This window comes from Collimonas fungivorans, assembly GCF_001584145.1.
Taxonomy (GTDB): Bacteria; Pseudomonadota; Gammaproteobacteria; order Burkholderiales; family Burkholderiaceae_D; genus Collimonas; species Collimonas fungivorans.
Map to the genome: position 1 here is coordinate 2,865,270 of NZ_CP013232.1, position 18,041 is coordinate 2,883,310.

The window sequence follows — 18,041 nt, forward strand, 5'->3', positions numbered from 1 at the left end:
CGGCGCAAGGAATGCGCCGCTGCGTACGATTCGAAGAATTACTGTGCGGCCTGCTGTGCTTTGTTATGCTCAGCCAGCGCTACCGCCTTATAGTCATAAGAAGGATAGAACTCCGTCCTGTAGCTGCCCCAAGCTGTGTCTTCGAGCACGCGGTTGACCTCGCGCAGGCGCGAGGCCGGCAAGCGCAGTGTGATGACTTGCCCGATGCCCATCGTTACATACCAGCTCACTACCTCTACTCCGGCTGGCGGGAATGCCTTGTAAAACCCCTGCTTGGCAAGCTGCGCGTTCAACTCGCCCAGCGGGCGCGACTGGTCGTGCTTCAGGAACACGGTCAGCAACAGCGCATTGTCCGGCGTGGCGACCGCATTGCCGGCAGCGGGGGCCGCCACCGATTGCGCTTTGGCGCCGCCATGGAAAGCGACAGATGCCAGCAGTGCGGACATCAACAACGATTTGAATTTTCCTTGCATGACGTTTTCCTTGTGCTTAACTGCAATCTAACTGCAATCGGTTTATTCTAAGGCTTGACCGCTTCCATCCCTTTTTCCTGCAGCACCCGCGCCGTTTCGGGGCTTGCCAGCAAATGCAGGAGCGCCTGTGCCGCTGCCTGTTCCTTGCTGGCGGCGCCGATGGCTGCGGTGTAGACGGTGAAATTCTGGATCTCGGCAGGCAATGGGCCAATCAGTGTTACGCCTTTGACCGCCAGGATTTCGCTGATCTGCTGGAAACCGAGCGTTGCTTCATTGTCCAGCAGATGATCGCCGACGTAACCGCCCTGCACTTTCACCGCCTTGCGCTCGATTTCATCGGCAATTCCCCATTGCCGGAACAGCTGCGCCAGGTAGATCCCGCTGGATCCGCCCGCCGCAGGATCGATATAGGCAACCGACCTGGCATTGAGCAGGGCTTGCTTGAAACGCTCCACGGTACTGATGTCCGGCTTCGGTGCGCCGGCCAGCACCATGGCGCCAATGCCGACCCGCGCCAGGTTCACCACGCTGGCGGCATTCGCTTTCTGCCTGGCGACCAGTTGCGCGATCAGGTCCGGCGTCATGATCACCACGTCGAACCCGGCGCCGCCTTCAATGCGTTTGGCAATGCCGCCGGCGGTGTCGTTCTGCAGGATGATCTTGTTGCCAGTGCTGGCCTCGAACTGCGGCGCCATGGCCATCACGACTTGTTTGTAGGCGCCGGCGGTAAGCACGGTCAGGTCAGCAGCCGGCGCTGAAAGCGGCAACAGGATCGCCGCCGCAGTCAAACTGGAAGCGATCCATTTTCTTATTCTGCTGAAATTGTTTTTCACAATTGATAACAATTATTGTCTGTAATATAATGACAGCGAGAATTCAGCCTCGCTGATTTACCCGTAAACCAGCTTGTAAATTTTTATCCGCACCGCGGATATCCTTCGCATCGATGCACGCCAGACGTCTCTACAAGATGTTCAGCCGCAACGATCGCTCCAGATAAGTTTTGCCAGCCGTACGCCAGCCAACATCTCACTGCTTTAAGGAAATCCTATGAGAAAACGCTTGCCCCGCCTGTTTCGTTCAAGCTCCATTATCGTCGCAGGCTTGCTTGCCGGACCTGCACCCGCATCGGCTGTCGACGTCGATCCCGAATTTTCTGGCGCTGAAAACCGCCTCAAAGCCAAGAATGCTTTCGACAGCCTCGGCCGCTCCAAGGCAAGGCGCGCTTTCGACGCCTTGCCGCCAGCCGATCGCGAGAGACTATTATCGTCGCGAATCAGAAAGGCTGCGCCGGATGCTGCCAAAACCAGGATTTTTCTGCGGGACGAGAGCGACGACTGTCGCAACATGCCAAGTTATAGCGAGAACAGCGTCGGCTTCAGAATCGGCGTGACGCCGGATGGCTTGAAATTCAGCGGCGGGCCCAGCGAACCGTTGCGGACTCCGTATTCATCCATGCATAAAGGCACAGGCTTTTGCGATTTTTCCCGGCATGGCATGACGCCGGCAGTCCGGCAAAATCCAGGCGAACAGCGGGGCAATTTGCACGGTGCGAATATCCCGCCTCCTTTTAGAAGCCGCCATTCGCCCGCTTCCGCGCTAGGCGAATCGCTGCGCAACCAGCGATATGCAGATGAACAGCAACGGCAATCGGCAAACCCGCCGCCGATGCCGGTAACCACGGATACCTATCGCGAAGGCCGCTCAAGCCGGACTCCCCATTTGCCAGGCAGGGTCATCGTTACCACACCTGGCGGCGGCCTCAGATTCAAGCCGTAGCAGCTACGGCCTGATCCGATTCGCTTGGGCGACGCTGGCCGTGGTCAGGTATTTGCGCCTGCTTCCTTGAGCCGGGCGTCGCTGTTGCAGGTCAGCAGCCTTCTGGCCCAATGCTCGAACTCGTCGATGTAGGTAAACACCACCGGCACCACCAGCAAGCTCAGCGCGGTCGAGGTCAGCAAGCCGCCGATGACAGCCACCGCCATCGGCTGCCGGAAGCTGGCGTCGGCGCCGAAGCCGAGGGCGATCGGCGCCATGCCGGCGATCATGGCGACGGTAGTCATCACGATCGGCCGCGCCCGTTTGTGGCAGGCGTCTATCAATGCCTCGAACACCGACATGCCGCGGTCGCGCTTGCCGACGATGGCGTATTCAACCAGCAGTATCGAATTCTTGGTCACGATTCCCATCAGCATGACCAGGCCGATCATCGATGGGATATCCAGTTCGCTGCGCGCCATCAGCAGCGCCAGGAAGGCGCCGCCCAGCGACAGCGGGATCGCCGACAGGATCGTGACCGGCTGCAGGAAATCGCGGAACAGCAGCACCAGCACGCAAAACACGCACAGCACGCCGATGACGATCGCCATCATGAAGCCGGCGCCCAGTTCCGCCGCTATTTCCGCATCGCCGGTCTGGATCAGCTGCACGCTGGACGGCATCTGCTTGACCGCCGGCAGCGCTTTCGCCGCCGCCAGGGCTTCGCCCAGAGGCATGCCGCCGAGATCGGCGCTGACCGTGACGTAACGCCGGCGGTCGTAGCGTTCGATTTTCGACGGCCCGCTCTCCACCGACAAACTTGCCACCGAAGAAAGCGGCACCAGGCCGTTGCGGCCAAGCACATGCAGGTTGGCAAACGTAGTCACGTCCTGGCGGTCAGTATCCGGCACGCTGACATTGATATCCACCTGCCGGTTGTCGAGGTTCAGCTTGGCCAGGTTTGCCGAAAAATCGCCGGCGGTGGCGATCCTCACCACCTGGCCGATGGCGGCGGTCGACACCCCCAGTTCGCTGGCGCGCTGGAGGTCGGGCCGCACGATGATTTCCGGGCGTTCCAGGCTGGCGGTGGAACTGATGTTGGCCAAGCTGCCGACGCCGCGCAACTGCCGCTCCATCGCCTGGGCAGTCGCCTTCAGCGCATTTTCATTGTCGCCGGCAAGGATCAGCTGCATTTTCTCGCCAGGACCGCCCGCACCCACCGTGAAACGGGCGCCTGGCACATTCAGCAAGGCGCGCCGCACGGCTTTCTCGATTTCCGTCTGGCGCGGACGTTTGGCGCGATCGGACAAGGAAAGCGTCAGCGATCCGTTGCGCACTTCGCCAGCCTGCAGCTGTCCGCCGCCGACCACCTGCGACACGCCTACCGTGGTAAAGATGTTATCGATGCCGCCCACGCTGCCAAGCGCGGTGCGCGCCCGCTCGGCTACCGCCAGCGTATTCTGCAATGAGCTGCCGGGCGGCAGTTCGACGTTGACTGTCGTATACCCGCGGTCGGCCGGCGGCATTAAACCGGTGGAGATGAATGGAATCAGCGCCACCGAACCGACAAAAAACAGCGTCGCCGCCAGCATGGTGGTCTTGCGATGCGCCATGCACCAGCGCACCGCATGCAGGTACCAGCGCATGATGCTGCCATCCTGCTGCTCAACCGCAGGCTTGGACTTCAACAGGTAGGCAGCCATCATCGGCGTCAGGATGCGCGCCACCAGCAGCGAGGTGAGGACGGCGATCACCGCGGTCCAGCCGAACTGTTTGAAGAACAGGCCCGCTATGCCACTCATCATGGCCGTCGGCAGGAACACCACGACCAGGGCCATGGTCGTGGCCATCACGGCCAGCGCGATTTCCGTGACCGCATCGCCGGCCGCCTGCAGGATCGGCTTGCCCATATGCGCATGGCGTTCGATATTCTCGATTTCGACAATTGCATCGTCCACCAGGATGCCTACGATCACCGCCAGCGCCAGCAAGGTCAGGGTATTCAGGGAAAAACCGAACCACGCCATGGCGGCGAAGGCTGGCAAGATCGACAGCGGCAACGCCGATGCCGCAACCAGGGTCGCACGCCAGTCGCGCAGGAACCACCAGACCACCAGCACCGCCAGGATCGAGCCTTCGTACAGCATGTCCATCGAGCCTTCATACTGCTCCTTGGTGTAGCCGACGGTTCCCGAAATCCGCGTGAACTTCAACGTGTGGTTGCTGGCTTGCAGCTTTTCCAGCGCCGCGGCGACGTTTTTCGCTATCACGGTTTCGTCGTAACCCTTGGCGCGGAACACCTTGAAGCCGACCACCGGCTTGCCGTCCAATAGTGCGATCTGGGCGCGCTCCGCGCTGGCGTCGCTGATGGTGGCGATCTGGTCCAGCCTGAGCTTGCGGCCGTTAGCCAGCGTTATCGGGAACGCGGCCAGCTCCGAGGCCTGGTGCACCGTGGCGATCACGCGCGCAGATTGTTCTTCCTGGCCGAATTGGCCGCGCCCGCCGGACGATTCCTGCTGCATGTTGCGCAACGCCTGCGAGACCTCGACCGCAGTCACGCCCTGCGCCGCCATGCGCACCGGATCGACGGCGACACGCACCTGGCGCGTCAGGCCGCCCACCCGGTCTATGCGGCCGATGCCCGGCACTGCCAGAATCGCCTTGCCGACCGTATCGTCAACAAACCACGACAGGGCCTCCTCACCCATGTCGGCGGCGATGGCGTACACCAGCACCGCATCGCCGCCGACGGTGACGGCGCTGACGGTCGGCTGCTGCAGGTCGGTCGGCAACTGCGAACGTACGCTGTCGACTGCATTCTTGGTGTCGATCAGGGCGTCCGAGAGATTTTTCTCAAGGACGAATTCCACCGTGATCTGCACCTGGCCGTCGGTGATCGAGCTGCGCAGGTGCTTGAGCCCGCTCATGGTCGCCAAGGCGTCTTCCACCTTGCGCGCCACCTCGGTTTCCAGCTGCGCCGGCGCCGCGCCCGGCTGCGTCAGCGTGACATTGATGGTGGGCAGGTCGATATCCGGCAGGTTTTGAATCGGCAACTTGTGGAAACCCATGATGCCGGCGATAGTCAGCAAGGCGAACAGCAGGATCGCCGGGATCGGGTTGCGGATGGACCACGTGGCGAAATTCATTTGGCCTCCTTGGCTGCCGGCCCAGCGCTTGCAACCCGCACGGTATCGCCTTCATTGAGGAAGCCGGCGCCGAGCACTACCACCTGGTCCGATTGCGCAACGCCTTTGACAATTTCAATGTCGGTTCCCTGCCGGCGCCCGGTGACGACCGCCAGCCGTTCCACTTTATTGCTGCCGTCGCCCCTGAACTTGAGCACATAAGTATGGCCGTCGCGAATCACTATGCTCTGCGCCGGCACTACCAGCGCCTGGGTCGGGCTGAGCGCGATCGAACCGTTTGCATACATGCCGGCCCGCACCGGCTGGCCGTCGGCGATATCGGCGTACACCAGTCCAAGCCGCGAGCCGCTGTCCAGTGACGGCGCGGTTTGCCGCACCACGGCGGATGCCGTGCCGCCGCCCGGCAGCGCCAGCGCCACCTGCTGGCTGGCGGCAATCCGGGCCAGCTGCTCCGCTGTCACCTCGCCGCGCCACTCCAGGCGACCTTTTAATATCATCCTGAACAGTTCCTGCCCGGTAGAGACCACGGAACCGGGAGTAGCGGAACGTGAGCTGATGACGCCGTCGTCGGGCGCAAGCACATCGGTATAACGCAGCTGCAGCTGCTTGAACGCCAGCTGCGCGCGCGCCGTCTTGGCCAGCGTAGTCGACTGCAGCACGTCCTGGTCGCTGATGCCGCCGCTGCCCTGCAAGGAGATCGCGCGTTTGGCATTGGCTTCGGCCTGCTCGTAAGCGGCTACCAGCTGTGCCTCTTCGGCACGCAGCAGGTCGGGATTGAGGCGCGCCAGGACCTGGCCTTTCTTGACCCGGTCGCCGACGTTGACGCGCACCTGGTCCAGCTGGTAGCCGCCGATCTGGCTGCCTATGATTGCCTCCTGCCAAGGCGCAATGGCGCCGGATGCGTTCAGCGTCTCGGCCCAGTTTGCCTGGGACGGCCTGGCCAGCGTCACTGTCAGCGCCGGCGTGGTCTGGACCGGCTTGGCTTCGGCCTTCCCGGATTTCACCATCATGGTGATGCCGGCGCCGGCCGCTACAGCGACAAAGGCGACGCCGATGGCGATGGCTACGCTTTTGCGACGCGGGGTGGATTTGGCAGAGGTTTTATCAAGTACGGCCAATGGTTCGGAGGCATTCATGGTCAAGGTTTCCTGGTGTATTGCTATCGTATGGTTGTGATGGCGTCCGCGTGCGGTATCAGCCCGGGCTATCGATTTGTCCGGTCGCCTGCATCAGGCTGATCCAGGCCTGGCCCTGGTCGCGTTTGGCGGCAATGAAGTTTTCTTCGGCGGTCTGGCGCTGGCGCCGGATATCTTCCAGCTCGAACATGCTGATGGCCCCGGCCCGCCACTGCGCCTGGCTGGCGCGGAAACTGAGCTGGGCGGCGTCGACCGCGTCCTGCGAAGATTTCACACGTTCCTCGGCCGAAGTCTGGAAGGCCAGCGCATCCTCCACGTTCTGCACCACGGTGCGTAAAGTCGACTGCAATGTGGCGGCTGCTTCCTGGTAGCGGCCGGTGGCGGCATCTACATTGGCCGCGCCGGCGCCGCCGTCGAACAAAGGAACGCTCAATCCCGGCCCGGCCGACCAGCTGGTGAAACTGACCGAATTGCCGACGGCGCGCAGCCATTGCCCCGACAGCATTGCACTGAGGCTGATGGTCGGCAGCCGCTGTGCGCGCGCCACGCCGATATCCGACCAGGCCGCGGCCAGCGAACGCTCGGCCGATACCAGGCTCGGATGGTCGCGCAGCACCGTCGCCGGCAGCGCCGGCTGCATCGCAGGCGGGGTCGGCATAACGTTCGCGACATCATCCAGGATCGCGCTGCTTTCCTGCGGATCGGCACTGGCTGCGGCCGGCAATAACAGGCGGCGCACTGCTGCCGCCGGCTGCCCGGTCAGCGCCACCAGCGCATCGACGCTGCGGGTGCACTGCTCTTGCTGGCTGATGCGCGCGGTGCGGGCGTTAGCCAGGTTGGTCAGCGCGCTGAATTCCGCCGAGGGTGCGATATAACCGACTGCACGCCGCTTGCGGGTGAGGACCAGTTCGGTTTCGCGAGATGCGATGTCGGCATCGCGCACCTGCAGCGAATAAGCACAGGCGCGCAGGGAAAGACTGTTGTTGGCGACTTGCGCCGCCAGCGACAGGCGGGCGCCCTGGGCATCCGCCGTGCGCGCATCCAGGCGCCGCTGTGCAGCGGTTACGGACTCGCGAATGCGTCCCCACAGGTCGATTTCCCAGCTGAAATCAGCGCCGACAGACGACGAACTCTCAAGCATGGTGGTAGAGCCGCCGCCGACGCCCAGGGTGTTCTGTGTCTGCGCGCGGGTGGCGCTGGCGTTGCCGTTAACCGCAGGCAAACGCTGGGCATTGGCTACGCCGGCAGCGGCCTTGGCCTGGTCGACCCTGGCAGCCGCCTGGGCCAGCGTCGGATTGTCGGCAAACGCCGATGCGATCAGGCTGTCTATGGCCTGGTCGCCCAACTGTGTCCACCACTGTCCGCTCGCCGCCACTGCGCTTGCTTTTCCGGGATGCGGAGTATTTTCCCAATCGGCAGGAACCGGCGCCTTGGGCGGCGTATAGGCGGGCTGGGTTGCGCATGCGCTCAGGAGCATGGCAACTGCCGCGGCGGCGGCAAACATTCTCATTTTCTGCATATCCGTTTCGATTCATTCCCGCTTTATTCGGAGCCCGACAGGTTTTGTCCGACTGACATTATTTAATAGATCGAGCATTCTATCTATTATATGCAGGAATGAGCCGCCGTCAATTTATGTTAGATTGATCGCTCTATTTTGTATCTTTTTGGTTTTAAGGAGGCGCCATGCGCAAAATCGACCCGGTAAAACATGAGCAAAAGCGGCGCGACATCCTCGAAGCCGCAGGCCGCTGCTTTGCCAAGGACGGCTTCCGCGGCGCCAGCATTTCCAGCATCTGCTCTGAGGCGAAAATCAGCGCCGGCCACCTTTATCACTACTTCGCCAGCAAGGAAGCCATCATCGAGGCCATGGCCGCAACCGGCCTCGAGCATGCGGAAGAACGCTTCAACCACCTGATGAAAAGCGAAAACCCAATCGAAGGCCTGATCGCGGAGATCGAGCAAGCCAACACCCAGAGCTGCACTGCGCAGCAGCATCAGATCGACATGCGCGCAAAAAAACAGCTGCACGTGGACATGCTGGCCGAAGCCGGCCGTAACCCCGCCATGGCGGAAATTGTCAACAAACACTCAGCGAAAATACGTGGGATGCTGGCTACCCTGCTGGAAACGGCGCAGAAACGCGGGCAGATCGACCAGGCACTGGATCCGGACTTGGCTGCCGCCATCTTGCTAGGCGCAATGGAAGGCGTCGGCAACATGACGATGCGCGACCCCGAGCTCGACATGAAAAAGAAACTGGAAATGCTGAGCACGCTGATCAAGCGTTTCCTGACGCCGGGCTCCAGTAAAGAAAAATAGAGCCCGGGGGATGGCGTTTACTCAAGCGCATCAACAGCGTGGGCACAAAAACCGTGCCCACCCTACCAAATACCTGGATTACCTGGCTTGCTTTATCGCCAGCCATTCGTTCAGCGCTGCCCTGGCAGTCGGGGTGAAGTCGGTGAACACGCCATCCACGCCCAGCTCGAAATAAGCCTTGTACTCCGCCTTCGGGTCGCCGCCGTAAGTGCGCGTCAGGCGCGCCGGTTCGTCGCGGTAGGTGAACGGATGCACGAACAAGCCCAGCCGGTGTGCATCGGGGATCAGATTTGTCGGCGCCATGTTGGATGCATCCGACAGCTTCTTCACGGCATTGCCGGCGGCATCCACGCCCTGCGGCGGCAGTATGTAAAGTTTCCATGGACCGATGCCGTCGGCATAGGTCTTGATTTCAGCCAGGCCTTCAGGCGTCGCCATTGCCGCGAAGGTGCGCGGATCGCCTTTTTGCAGCCAGGAAAAAGGCTTGGCGGTGTCCGGCGAGCCGTAAGTCATGGCGCCGGTCTTGAAATCGGTGCCGTCGCCGTCCATCAACTGGACTACCTTGGTTTTCAGGCCGAGGCGGCGCATCAGCTTCAGGCTTTCCGGCTCGAACGACTGCACAAACACTGGGGAATCATGGGTGTTCCAGCCTTCCTTGATCAGCATCGCGAGCAGTTTTTCTTCCAGCGGCACGCCCAGCGCGCGCTGGTAGATCGGGTTCTTGGTTTCCGGATAGATCGTCAGGGTGCTGCTGGGGTTTGCAGCACGCGTCGCTTTAGCGAAGTCGATGACTTCCTGGAACGTCGCCATCGGGTACATGCCGTCGTACTGGTGGCTGCGGACGGCGATCGGCTGCTTGACGCGCAGGGTCTTCAGTTCGGCCGCCGTGAAATCGCTGATATACCAGTCCGGCGCCACGGCTACGCCGTCGACCGTGCGCGATTTCTTGCGCGACGCGAATTCAGGATGACTGGCGACATCGGTGGTGTCGCTCAGGAACGGGTTGTGGCAGACGAACAGCACACCGTCGCTCGACGACATCAGGTCCATCTCCAGCGAGTCGGTGCCGGCGGCGATGGCTGCCTGGTAACCGGCAATGATTTCTTCCGGATACAGGCCAGCCAGCCCGCGGTGGCCGATGACCAGCGGCGGATTGCCATCGAGCGTCTTGAGGCCGGGATAATGCGCCTTGGCGCCGGGCGCCGGCTGGCTGGCGCAGCCCGCAGCCAGTGCGGCCGCGGCAAACAATGAAGCTGTCAGTACGTATTTCATATAGCTCCTGCAGGTTGTTCAGGGAAAGTGTCTGGAACGGCACAGCGACTATTGCACAATGTCTGCGCGTTGCAAGATATATGTCTGGTTCGGACATAACTTTGCCTGGGAATGCGAGCAAGATCCATACCCATACCGATGGGTGAAATGACTGCCTGGAAGAGTATTTAATCGATAAGCTATTTTAATTTTATATACAAATCATGTAATTACTTAAAATATCTAATCCATTACTTTAAATATTTTACTTCTAATATTTCACTTTAACTTCGTTGGTGTCCGGTCTCGCTCAGGCCACTTGCTCCCGCCACCAGCGACGCCCTGCCTGCGGCTCGGCGAGGCTGAGCTGCTCGCCCATCAGCGGCGTGCTGACCGGCACTCCATGCTGTTCGGCCAGCGCGACGATGCGCTCGAACGGGTCTTGCCAGACGTGCAAAGCGAGGTCGAAAGTGCCGTTATGCACCGGCAGCAGATGCTTGCCGCCCAGGTCCAGGTGGGCCTGCAAGGTCTGCTCAGGCTGCATGTGCACATCCGGCCAGTCAAGGTTGTAGGCCCCGGTTTCTATCATGGTCAGGTCGAATGGGCCGTAACGGTCGCCGATTTCCTTGAAGCCGCCGAAATAGCCGCTGTCGCCGCTGAAGAATAGCCGCAGGTCGTCATCCAGTATTACCCAGGATGCCCATAAAGTACGGTTGCCGTCGCTCAGGCCGCGCCCTGAAAAGTGGCGCGCCGGCGTGGCCACCAGCTGCAGGCCGCTTACCATGGTGGTTTGCCACCAGTCCAGCTGCTGTATCTTGTGCGCCGGCACGCCCCATTTGACCAGCGTATCCCCTACTCCCAGCGGCGTCAGGAAATGCTCCACCTTGCCGGCCAGCTGCAGGATGGCGGCATGGTCCAGATGGTCGTAATGGTCATGCGACAGGATCACGCCCTTGATCGGCGGCAGCTCGGCAATGCCGATCGGCGGCTGATGGAAGCGCTTGGGGCCGATCCACTGAAATGGAGAAGCGCGTTCGGAAAACACCGGATCGGTCAGCCAGAATTCGCCGCGCAGCTTCAGCAGCATGGTGGAATGTCCGAGGCGGAACAGCGAACGGTCCGGCGCCGCCAGCAGCTGTTCGCGGCTGATCGCCTGCACCGGGATGGGCTTGGCGGGCACCGTGCCGGCCGGCTTGTGGACGGCAAATCGCCAAATGATTTGCAAGGTCTTCCATAAGCCGTTCTTGTGCTTGGGAAGCTGGTTCCTGAACTTGCCGTCGCGCCGCTGCGATGACTTTGGGGGAATTGTGGTATCGAGAGTTGTGAGCGTTTCGCTTGCCATGCCGTTTATCCTGTTGCTACTGTGATTGGTCGAAGATTCCTTGCGGTGGCGAGGAATATTTACACTACACAGTGTAGTTTAAACGAGATAAAAGTAAACTTATTAGTGCAAATAATTTGTAACTGGCGCCAAACAGCCTGGCAAATTGCGGCGGTTTACAGGGATTCCGTATCGCGCGCGCCTTCCCGGCGGTCCGGCTTGAAGTGCACGTCAGCATGAATCTCGATTTGCCGGCAATGATTGCGGCGGATGAACTCGACCGGGCAGTAGTGATATCCCTGCCCCGCAGCGAGACCGGCACGGTATTGCGGCGCACCCGGCTGGCTTGGGTGGCGGCGGAAAATTCCGAGATAACGCCTGGCGCTTCGCTGCCGCTGGCGTTCTTTCCAGCACCATGCATCTACCGCCAGGCCGGCGTCGTGGAATTGGACCGTACTGCGCTGGAATGGCACGTGGTATTCACCTCGCCCAGCCAGCAAGGCTTGCGCGCAGCCGTACTGGGCGGGCTGGCGGTGACGGTGTTGACGCGCGACGACCTCGAGCCCGGCATGAAAATCGTCGATGGCCAGTACGGCTTGCCGCCCTTGCCCAGCGCCGATTTCTCCCTGATTTGGAGCGGCAGCGGCAAGACCCAGGCAGCCTGCGAGTTCGGCCAATTGATCCTGGAGATGCCGGAACCGCCGCCACTCCCCTTTACCCTTGGCCGTTCCGAGGCCCGCGCGACTTCCCTGTAGCAGCGCCCGCCCTATCCCGCGATGGCAACCCTCAGCGCCAGCGCAATCCCCTTGGCCGCTTGCGAGATCTCGTCCAGCGACGGGAAACTGGGAGCGATGCGGATATGGCGGTCCTCGACGTCATTCCCGTAGGGAAAAGCGGCGCCGGCAGACGTCAGCGTGATGCCCAGTTCTTTCGCCAGCGCGATAGTCCGTTTGGCACAGCCCGGCGGCGTGACTAGATCGATGAAATAGCCGCCGTGCGGCCGGGTCCAGGACACCCCTTCGTTCTCGCCAAGGTAGGCGTCGAATTGCGCCAGCACGGCGTCGAACTTCGGTTTCAGCAGCAGGCGGTGGCGCTCCATCAACGCTTCGACATTGGCCCGGTCTTTCAGAAAACGCACATGGCGCAACTGGTTGACCTTGTCCGGACCGATGGTGCGCACCGAGCTGTTGCGCTGCCACCAGGCTATGTTGGCGGCGGATGAGGCCAAAGCGGCCAGGCCGGAACCTGCCAGCGTGATCTTGGAAGTCGAGGCAAACACGATGGCGCGGTCCGGATTGCCGGCGTGTTCGCAGGCTTCCAGCACATTGATGGTGCTGTGCTTCTGCTCGCTCAGGTGATGCAGGCGGTAAGCGTCGTCCCACAGCAGCAGGAAGTCCGGCGCCGCAGTTCTCATGGCGGCCAGGCGTTGCACTACCTCGGCTGAATAGATGCTGCCGGAAGGATTGCTGTATTTGGGCACGCACCACATGCCCTTGATGCTGGCGTCGGCGGCAACCAGTCTTTCAACCAGTTCCATGTCCGGGCCATCGTCGTTCAGCGGCACGCTGACCATCTTGATGCCGAGCGACTGGCAGATCGAGAAATGGCGGTCGTAGCCTGGCACCGGGCACAGGAAAGTCACCGGCTGCTGTTGGCTCCAGGGCGTTTGGCCGGCAATCCCGTACAGCAGGCAAAACACGATGGCGTCGTGCATCAGCGCCAGGCTGGCGTTGCCGTCCACTACCACTTGTCCGGCAGGCACATCGAGCAGGCTGGCGAACAAGGCGCGTGCTTCCGGCAGGCCGCTGGCGATGCCGTAGTTACGGGTGTCGGTGCCGTCCACCGCGGTAAAACCGTCGAGCTGCTGCAGCAAGGCGCTGGACAGGTCCAGCTGTTCCGGAGCCGGCTTGCCGCGCGACATGTCGAGCTTGAGGCCGAGCTGCTTGAATGCATCGTATTGCGCTTGAATATCTTGTGAAATCATTGCTCCATCCTGCAGAAGCAGCCCCTGGCGGGGCTGCGCGTTAATTAATCAATAAGTCAATCAATAACCCAGTGCAAGCCCCGAGTTGCGGCGCGGATCGTTGGCGCCGTAGAAACGGTTCTTGCCTACCGGCTTGCCGCCCAGCGACGGCGCCCCGACCAGGATCGCGGCGACATGGTTGAACGGTTGCGGCACGGTGAATTTCTGGCCCCAGCCTTCAAGGATTTTCTGGGTGTCGGGGCTGAGGGTGAACGGTTCGAGATTGGTCGCCTCCGGCAGCCACTGCTGGTGGAAGCGCGGCGCATCGACTGCTTCCTGGATGTTCATGCCGTAGTCGATCACGTTGAGCATGGTCAGCAGGGTCGCCGTGATGATGCGGCTGCCGCCGGGCGTGCCAACCACCATCACGGTCTTGCCGTCCTTGGTGACGATGGTCGGGCTCATCGACGACAGCGGACGCTTGCCGGGAGCGATGGCGTTCGCTTCGCCCTGCACCAGGCCGTACATGTTGGGCACGCCGATCTTGGCCGTGAAGTCGTCCATCTCGTCATTGAGCATGATGCCGGTCTTGCTGGCCATGACGCCGGCGCCGAACCAGTCGTTCAGGGTGTAAGTCACCGACACCGCGTTGCCCCATTTGTCGACGATCGAATAATGCGTCGTATTGCTGCCTTCATGCGGCTCGACCCCAGGTTTGATGTCCTGCGATACGCCGGCCTTGTGCGGATCGATGGCGCTGCGGATCTTGGTCGCATAGCCTTTGTCGAGCAGGCGGGCCAGCGGGTTCTTCACGTAGTCGGGATCGCCCAGGTAGCTGTTGCGGTCGACATAGGCATGGCGCATGGCTTCGATCTGGTAATGCATCGCCTGCGCAGAGCGGAAGCCGAGGTTTTGCATCGGATAACCCTCGAGGATGTTCATGATCTCGCAGATGACCACGCCGCCCGAGCTGGGAGGCGGCGCCGAGACTACGTGGTAGCCGCGGTAATCGCATTCGACCGGCGCCAGTTCGCGGGTTTTGTACTGGTCGAGATCGGGCTGGGTGATGATGCCCCTGCCGGCCTGGCTGGAGACGACGATGGCTTGCGCCACCCAGCCCTTGTAGAAACCGTCGCTGCCCTTGGCGCTGATTTCACGCAAGGTCTTTGCCAGGTCCTTTTGCACCAGCTTCTGGCCGACGCGGAACGGCTCGCCTTTGTTCAGGAAAATGGCGCCCGAGCCGGCCGCATCTTTCCTGAAAACTTCGGTCGTGGTCTCCAGCATGTCGACGTCGCCCTGGTCCAGCACAAAACCGTCTTCGGCGTACTTGATGGCCGGCGCAATCACCGCCGCGCGTTTCATTGTGCCGTATTTGCTCAACGCCAGTTCCATGCCGGACACCGTGCCCGGCACGCCGACCGCCAGGTGGCCCTTGGTGCTGAGATTAGGGACCACGTTGCCGTTCTTGTCCAGATACATGTTGGCGGTGGCCGCCAGCGGCGCTTTTTCGCGGAAATCGAGGAAGGTCTTGCGGCCATCGGCCAGCTGGATGGTCATGAAACCGCCGCCGCCGATATTGCCTGCGGCCGGGTACACCACCGCCAGCGCATAACCGACCGCCACGGCTGCATCGACGGCATTGCCGCCGTCCTTCAGCACATCGACGCCGACGCGGGTAGCCAGGTGCTGGGCCGTGACCACCATGCCGTTTTCGGCAGCGGCCGGCGCTAGCGAAGCGGCTTGCGCGCAGGCAAAACAAAGGGCGAATGCCGTTGCAAGCAGCGACTTGGCCAGGGGATTGGATTTCATGTGCGGGTCTCCAGTGCTGAGGAAAGGGACGTTGCTGGCTGCGGCCTGGCGGCCGGACGACGCCAGGACCGTGCACAACATTCTATAGTGGATAAGCCGGAAATAGCAGAAACTAAGCTGTCGCCGACTCAACCTTGCGCAGCGCTGTCAACGATGCGCGCTGCCGCCCTTGCCCATCGAAATTTTCCGGCGCCAGCCATTTTTCAAAAGCGCTGCGCAGCTCGGGCCACTCGCTGTCGATGATGGAGAACCACGCCGTATCGCGCGAACGCCCCTTGTAGACGGTGGCCTGGCGGAATATGCCCTCGAACTGGAAACCGAGGCGCGCAGCGGCCTGGCGCGACGGAGCGTTCAGGCTGTCGCATTTCCATTCGTAGCGCCGGTAACCGAGCTGATCGAAGGCGTGCTTCATCAGCAGATACTGGGCCTCGGTGGAAACCGGCGTGCGTTTCAGCAAGGGCGAAAACGCCACAAAGCCGACCTCGACGACGCCGTTAGCCGGGTCGATCCGCATCAGGGACAAGGTGCCGACCGCGTTTCCCGTCTTCAGCTCGATCACCGCATAGTGCAAAGGATCGGCGCTGGCGGCTGCCTGTTCGGCATGCTTGCGGTAGCTGGCGGCGTCGGCGAACGGGCCGACCGACATATAGGTCCAGTCGCGGCCATCTTCCGCCTGGCTGTAGGCGGCATACAGGGCGGCGGCGTGGCGTTCCGCGTCCAGCGGCTCGAGGCGGCAGTAGCGTCCTTCGATGGCGGCGTTGTGCGGCGGACGCGCGCGCGCGCTCCATTCAGGCAATGCTGCGCCGATTGGCTGCTGGTAGGGATTCAAAGTGCTGGGCATAGAAGTTTCCTTGTTCGATGAGGCCGGTCATGCACTGGGCATGTGCTAAAGTAGGCTTTTCGTGGCACCGGAAAAAGAGCCACATCATATATATTTCATGGTGCCACCAGGCACATCTTGCCCATGACGACCATCCCAGCCCTCTTGCCGCAAGCCTTGCTCGAAGCGCCGCTGCTGAAACACAGCGGCGCGGCGCCGATGCAGCGCCAGTTGCACCATCGTATCAAGGAAACCATCCTCGATGGCCGGCTGGCGCCCGGCAGCCGTTTGCCCGGCTCGCGCGCCTTGGCCGAAGCGCTGTCGATCTCGCGCAACACGGTGACGGCCGCTTATGACCTGCTTGCCGCGGAAGGTTATGTCGAACCGGACCGCCAGGGCACCCGGGTGGCGACGCTCTCGCGCCCACCGCCGCGCGCCGAGCGCAACACGCCGCCGGCGCCGGCCACCGCACTGCGCCTGAGGCACATCCAGCCCAGTGCGCCGCGCAGCGACGCCAGCGCGACATTGCGGCCGGGCGTGCCGGCCTTGTCTCATTTTCCACTGGCGGCCTGGCGCCGCGTCGTCGACCGCGCGATCCGCCGCAGCGGGCCGTCGGCCCTGGGTTATGGCGATCCGCTGGGCGAACCGGCGCTGCGCGCCGCCATCGCTCGTCACCTTGGAGTCGCCCGCGGCGTGCGCTGCGATCCGGCCCAGGTCATCATTACCGAAGGCGCGCAGGAAGCGCTGGCGTTGTGCGTGCGTTTGTTGACCAATCCCGGCGATACCGCCTGGGTCGAGGATCCGGGTTATCGCGGCGCAAAGGCGGCGATGCATGCGGGCGACCTGCACATCGCGCCGCTGCGCGTCGACAGCGACGGCGTAATCGTGGCCGAAAGTGACTGGAAATCCCCGCCACCGCACTGGCCGCCGCGCCTGATCTACACCACGCCTTCGCATCAATACCCGGCAGGCGCCGTGCTGACTGTGGCCCGGCGCCTGGAGCTGATTGCGCAAGCGCGTCGCCATGGCGCCTGGATCATCGAAGACGACTACGACAGCGAATTCCGTCATGCAGGCGAATCCATCGGCGCCATGCAGGGACTGGTTGCGCAGGCGCCGGTGCTGTATGTGGGGACATTCAGCAAGACCATGTTCCCGTCGCTGCGGCTGGGATTCCTGGTGCTGCCGGCAGCGCTGCTGCCTCAATTGCAGACGCCGCTGGAGGAAATACTGCGCGGCGGCCACCGCTACGAACAGCTGGCGCTGGCCGAGTTTATCGAAAGCGGCCAGTTCGGCCGGCACCTGGGCCGCATGCGACGCCTGTACCGCGACCGCCAGCAGGCGCTGCGGCAAGCCATGGCCCAGCATATGCAGGTGCCGCACACCATTGAAGGCGGCCACTGCGGCTTGCACCTGACGGTACGGCTGCCGGCCCAATATCCGGACCGCAAGATCGCCGAGGCCGCCCGCCGTTACGGCATCGCGCCCTCCCCGCTGTCGGGTTTCGCGCTGCAGCCAAGGCCGGAAGACAATGGCCTGGTGCTCGGCTATGGCAACACCTCCGCCGAACTGTTCGAACCCCTGGTGCGGCGCCTGTCGCAGCTGGCGCGTGCCGCGGAAATCGCTTAACTCGCCGGCAGTTCTTCTATGGCGTCGACGCGGTCGGGGTAAAACGCCAGGTGGTCCTTGATCTCGGCTACGGCTGCATACGGCGCCTCATAACTCCAGACGCTGTTCACGGTACGGTCGCCGCCGCCGGGAATGCTGTAATAAGAACATTCGCCCTTGTAGGGACAGTAGGTGGTGTGAGTGCTCGACTCCAGCTGGGACATGTCGACATCCTGGCGCGGAATGTACTGCACCCCTGGATACGCCGCCTCGCGCAGCGTCAGCGCATTGCTGGTTTCGGCAATGATGCGTCCGGCGACGGTGACGCGGATCCACGCCGGGTTTGGCGTCACTGTGATCGGATGATCCGGGCCCGGGATCTTTATCGGCTTCTCAGTCATGGCGCTAGTCCTTTCCTGTGGCTTGCGTTAAAC

Annotated in this window: 14 protein-coding genes and 1 pseudogene; 4 read left to right on the forward strand and 11 right to left on the reverse strand. The window is 62.2% G+C overall.

Features of this window, described 5'->3' with window-relative positions; genetic code table 11:
- Nucleotides 1-38: 38 nt before the first annotated feature.
- A complete protein-coding gene (locus CFter6_RS12430) occupies nucleotides 39-473 on the reverse strand; it encodes a hypothetical protein (RefSeq protein ID WP_061540188.1) in 435 nt (144 codons plus the stop codon).
- 47 nt (nucleotides 474-520) lie between these two features.
- Nucleotides 521-1,240 (reverse strand): substrate-binding domain-containing protein, encoded by a 720-nt coding sequence (locus CFter6_RS12435; protein ID WP_236904248.1) that lies wholly within the window; start codon nucleotides 1,238-1,240, stop codon nucleotides 521-523.
- Between the two features lie 283 nt (nucleotides 1,241-1,523).
- Between CFter6_RS12435 and CFter6_RS12440 the strand changes: the two genes are divergently transcribed.
- On the forward strand, nucleotides 1,524-2,252 hold the full coding sequence (locus CFter6_RS12440; RefSeq protein WP_061540190.1) for a hypothetical protein: 729 nt from the start codon (nucleotides 1,524-1,526) through the stop codon (nucleotides 2,250-2,252).
- Nucleotides 2,253-2,296: 44 nt separating this feature from the next.
- Here CFter6_RS12440 and CFter6_RS12445 read toward each other — a convergent pair whose 3' ends face one another.
- The 3 genes from CFter6_RS12445 to CFter6_RS12455 are packed head-to-tail and all read right to left on the reverse strand — an operon-like array spanning nucleotide 2,297 to nucleotide 8,032.
- Nucleotides 2,297-5,377 carry an efflux RND transporter permease subunit gene (locus CFter6_RS12445; protein ID WP_061540191.1) on the reverse strand — a complete coding sequence of 1,027 codons (3,081 nt, stop codon included), beginning with the start codon at nucleotides 5,375-5,377 and terminating at the stop codon, nucleotides 2,297-2,299.
- Entirely contained in the window at nucleotides 5,374-6,513 is a 1,140-nt protein-coding gene (locus CFter6_RS12450; protein WP_082814734.1) for an efflux RND transporter periplasmic adaptor subunit, read from the reverse strand. Before CFter6_RS12450 ends, CFter6_RS12445 begins: the two co-directional genes overlap by 4 nt.
- Nucleotides 6,514-6,571: 58 nt before the next feature.
- On the reverse strand, nucleotides 6,572-8,032 hold the full coding sequence (locus CFter6_RS12455; protein ID WP_082814735.1) for an efflux transporter outer membrane subunit: 1,461 nt from the start codon (nucleotides 8,030-8,032) through the stop codon (nucleotides 6,572-6,574).
- A gap of 167 nt (nucleotides 8,033-8,199) precedes the next feature.
- Between CFter6_RS12455 and CFter6_RS12460 the strand changes: the two genes are divergently transcribed.
- A complete protein-coding gene (locus CFter6_RS12460) occupies nucleotides 8,200-8,835 on the forward strand; it encodes a TetR/AcrR family transcriptional regulator (RefSeq protein ID WP_061540192.1) in 636 nt (211 codons plus the stop codon).
- Between the two features lie 78 nt (nucleotides 8,836-8,913).
- Here the strand turns inward: CFter6_RS12460 and CFter6_RS12465 are convergent, their stop codons facing one another.
- Entirely contained in the window at nucleotides 8,914-10,107 is a 1,194-nt protein-coding gene (locus CFter6_RS12465; protein WP_061540193.1) for a glycerophosphodiester phosphodiesterase family protein, read from the reverse strand.
- Nucleotides 10,108-10,396: 289 nt separating this feature from the next.
- On the reverse strand, nucleotides 10,397-11,428 hold the full coding sequence (locus CFter6_RS12470; protein WP_061540194.1) for an MBL fold metallo-hydrolase: 1,032 nt from the start codon (nucleotides 11,426-11,428) through the stop codon (nucleotides 10,397-10,399).
- Between the two features lie 170 nt (nucleotides 11,429-11,598).
- Between CFter6_RS12470 and CFter6_RS12475 the strand changes: the two genes are divergently transcribed.
- Entirely contained in the window at nucleotides 11,599-12,162 is a 564-nt protein-coding gene (locus tag CFter6_RS12475) for a LysR substrate-binding domain-containing protein (RefSeq protein ID WP_257722417.1), read from the forward strand.
- An 11-nt stretch (nucleotides 12,163-12,173) separates the two neighbouring features.
- Here the strand turns inward: CFter6_RS12475 and CFter6_RS12480 are convergent, their stop codons facing one another.
- From CFter6_RS12480 to CFter6_RS12490, 3 genes and pseudogenes are all read right to left on the reverse strand, one after another.
- Nucleotides 12,174-13,391, reverse strand: a complete 1,218-nt coding sequence (locus tag CFter6_RS12480) for an aspartate aminotransferase type Ic (protein WP_061540196.1) — start codon at nucleotides 13,389-13,391, stop codon at nucleotides 12,174-12,176.
- 60 nt (nucleotides 13,392-13,451) lie between these two features.
- The gene (gene ggt, locus CFter6_RS12485; protein ID WP_236904672.1) at nucleotides 13,452-15,074 is read right to left on the reverse strand and encodes a gamma-glutamyltransferase; all 1,623 of its coding nucleotides are present in this window, start codon (nucleotides 15,072-15,074) and stop codon (nucleotides 13,452-13,454) included.
- A 226-nt stretch (nucleotides 15,075-15,300) separates the two neighbouring features.
- Nucleotides 15,301-16,020 (reverse strand): annotated as a pseudogene (locus tag CFter6_RS12490) (GNAT family N-acetyltransferase); the annotation flags it as partial.
- A gap of 123 nt (nucleotides 16,021-16,143) precedes the next feature.
- Here CFter6_RS12490 and pdxR point away from each other — a divergent pair.
- Nucleotides 16,144-17,628 carry a MocR-like pyridoxine biosynthesis transcription factor PdxR gene (gene pdxR / locus CFter6_RS12495; protein WP_061540198.1) on the forward strand — a complete coding sequence of 495 codons (1,485 nt, stop codon included), beginning with the start codon at nucleotides 16,144-16,146 and terminating at the stop codon, nucleotides 17,626-17,628.
- Here pdxR and CFter6_RS12500 read toward each other — a convergent pair.
- A complete protein-coding gene (locus CFter6_RS12500; protein ID WP_061540199.1) occupies nucleotides 17,625-18,008 on the reverse strand; it encodes a DUF427 domain-containing protein in 384 nt (127 codons plus the stop codon). The two genes, pdxR and CFter6_RS12500, sit on opposite strands and share 4 nt — an antisense overlap.
- Nucleotides 18,009-18,041: the final 33 nt, after the last annotated feature.

Excerpts from the sequence above, each read along its gene's own strand:
- CFter6_RS12430 (WP_061540188.1), bottom strand. The coding sequence starts at position 473 with ATGCAAGGAAAATTCAAATCGTTGTTGATGTCCGCACTGCTGGCATCT.
- CFter6_RS12440 (WP_061540190.1), top strand. The coding sequence starts at position 1,524 with ATGAGAAAACGCTTGCCCCGCCTGTTTCGTTCAAGCTCCATTATCGTC.
- CFter6_RS12445 (WP_061540191.1), bottom strand. The coding sequence starts at position 5,377 with ATGAATTTCGCCACGTGGTCCATCCGCAACCCGATCCCGGCGATCCTG.
- CFter6_RS12450 (WP_082814734.1), bottom strand. The coding sequence starts at position 6,513 with ATGAATGCCTCCGAACCATTGGCCGTACTTGATAAAACCTCTGCCAAA.
- CFter6_RS12455 (WP_082814735.1), bottom strand. The coding sequence starts at position 8,032 with ATGCAGAAAATGAGAATGTTTGCCGCCGCCGCGGCAGTTGCCATGCTC.
- CFter6_RS12460 (WP_061540192.1), top strand. The coding sequence starts at position 8,200 with ATGCGCAAAATCGACCCGGTAAAACATGAGCAAAAGCGGCGCGACATC.
- CFter6_RS12465 (WP_061540193.1), bottom strand. The coding sequence starts at position 10,107 with ATGAAATACGTACTGACAGCTTCATTGTTTGCCGCGGCCGCACTGGCT.
- CFter6_RS12470 (WP_061540194.1), bottom strand. The coding sequence starts at position 11,428 with ATGGCAAGCGAAACGCTCACAACTCTCGATACCACAATTCCCCCAAAG.
- CFter6_RS12480 (WP_061540196.1), bottom strand. The coding sequence starts at position 13,391 with ATGATTTCACAAGATATTCAAGCGCAATACGATGCATTCAAGCAGCTC.
- ggt (WP_236904672.1), bottom strand. The coding sequence starts at position 15,074 with ATGGTGGTCACGGCCCAGCACCTGGCTACCCGCGTCGGCGTCGATGTG.
- pdxR (WP_061540198.1), top strand. The coding sequence starts at position 16,144 with ATGACGACCATCCCAGCCCTCTTGCCGCAAGCCTTGCTCGAAGCGCCG.
- CFter6_RS12500 (WP_061540199.1), bottom strand. The coding sequence starts at position 18,008 with ATGACTGAGAAGCCGATAAAGATCCCGGGCCCGGATCATCCGATCACA.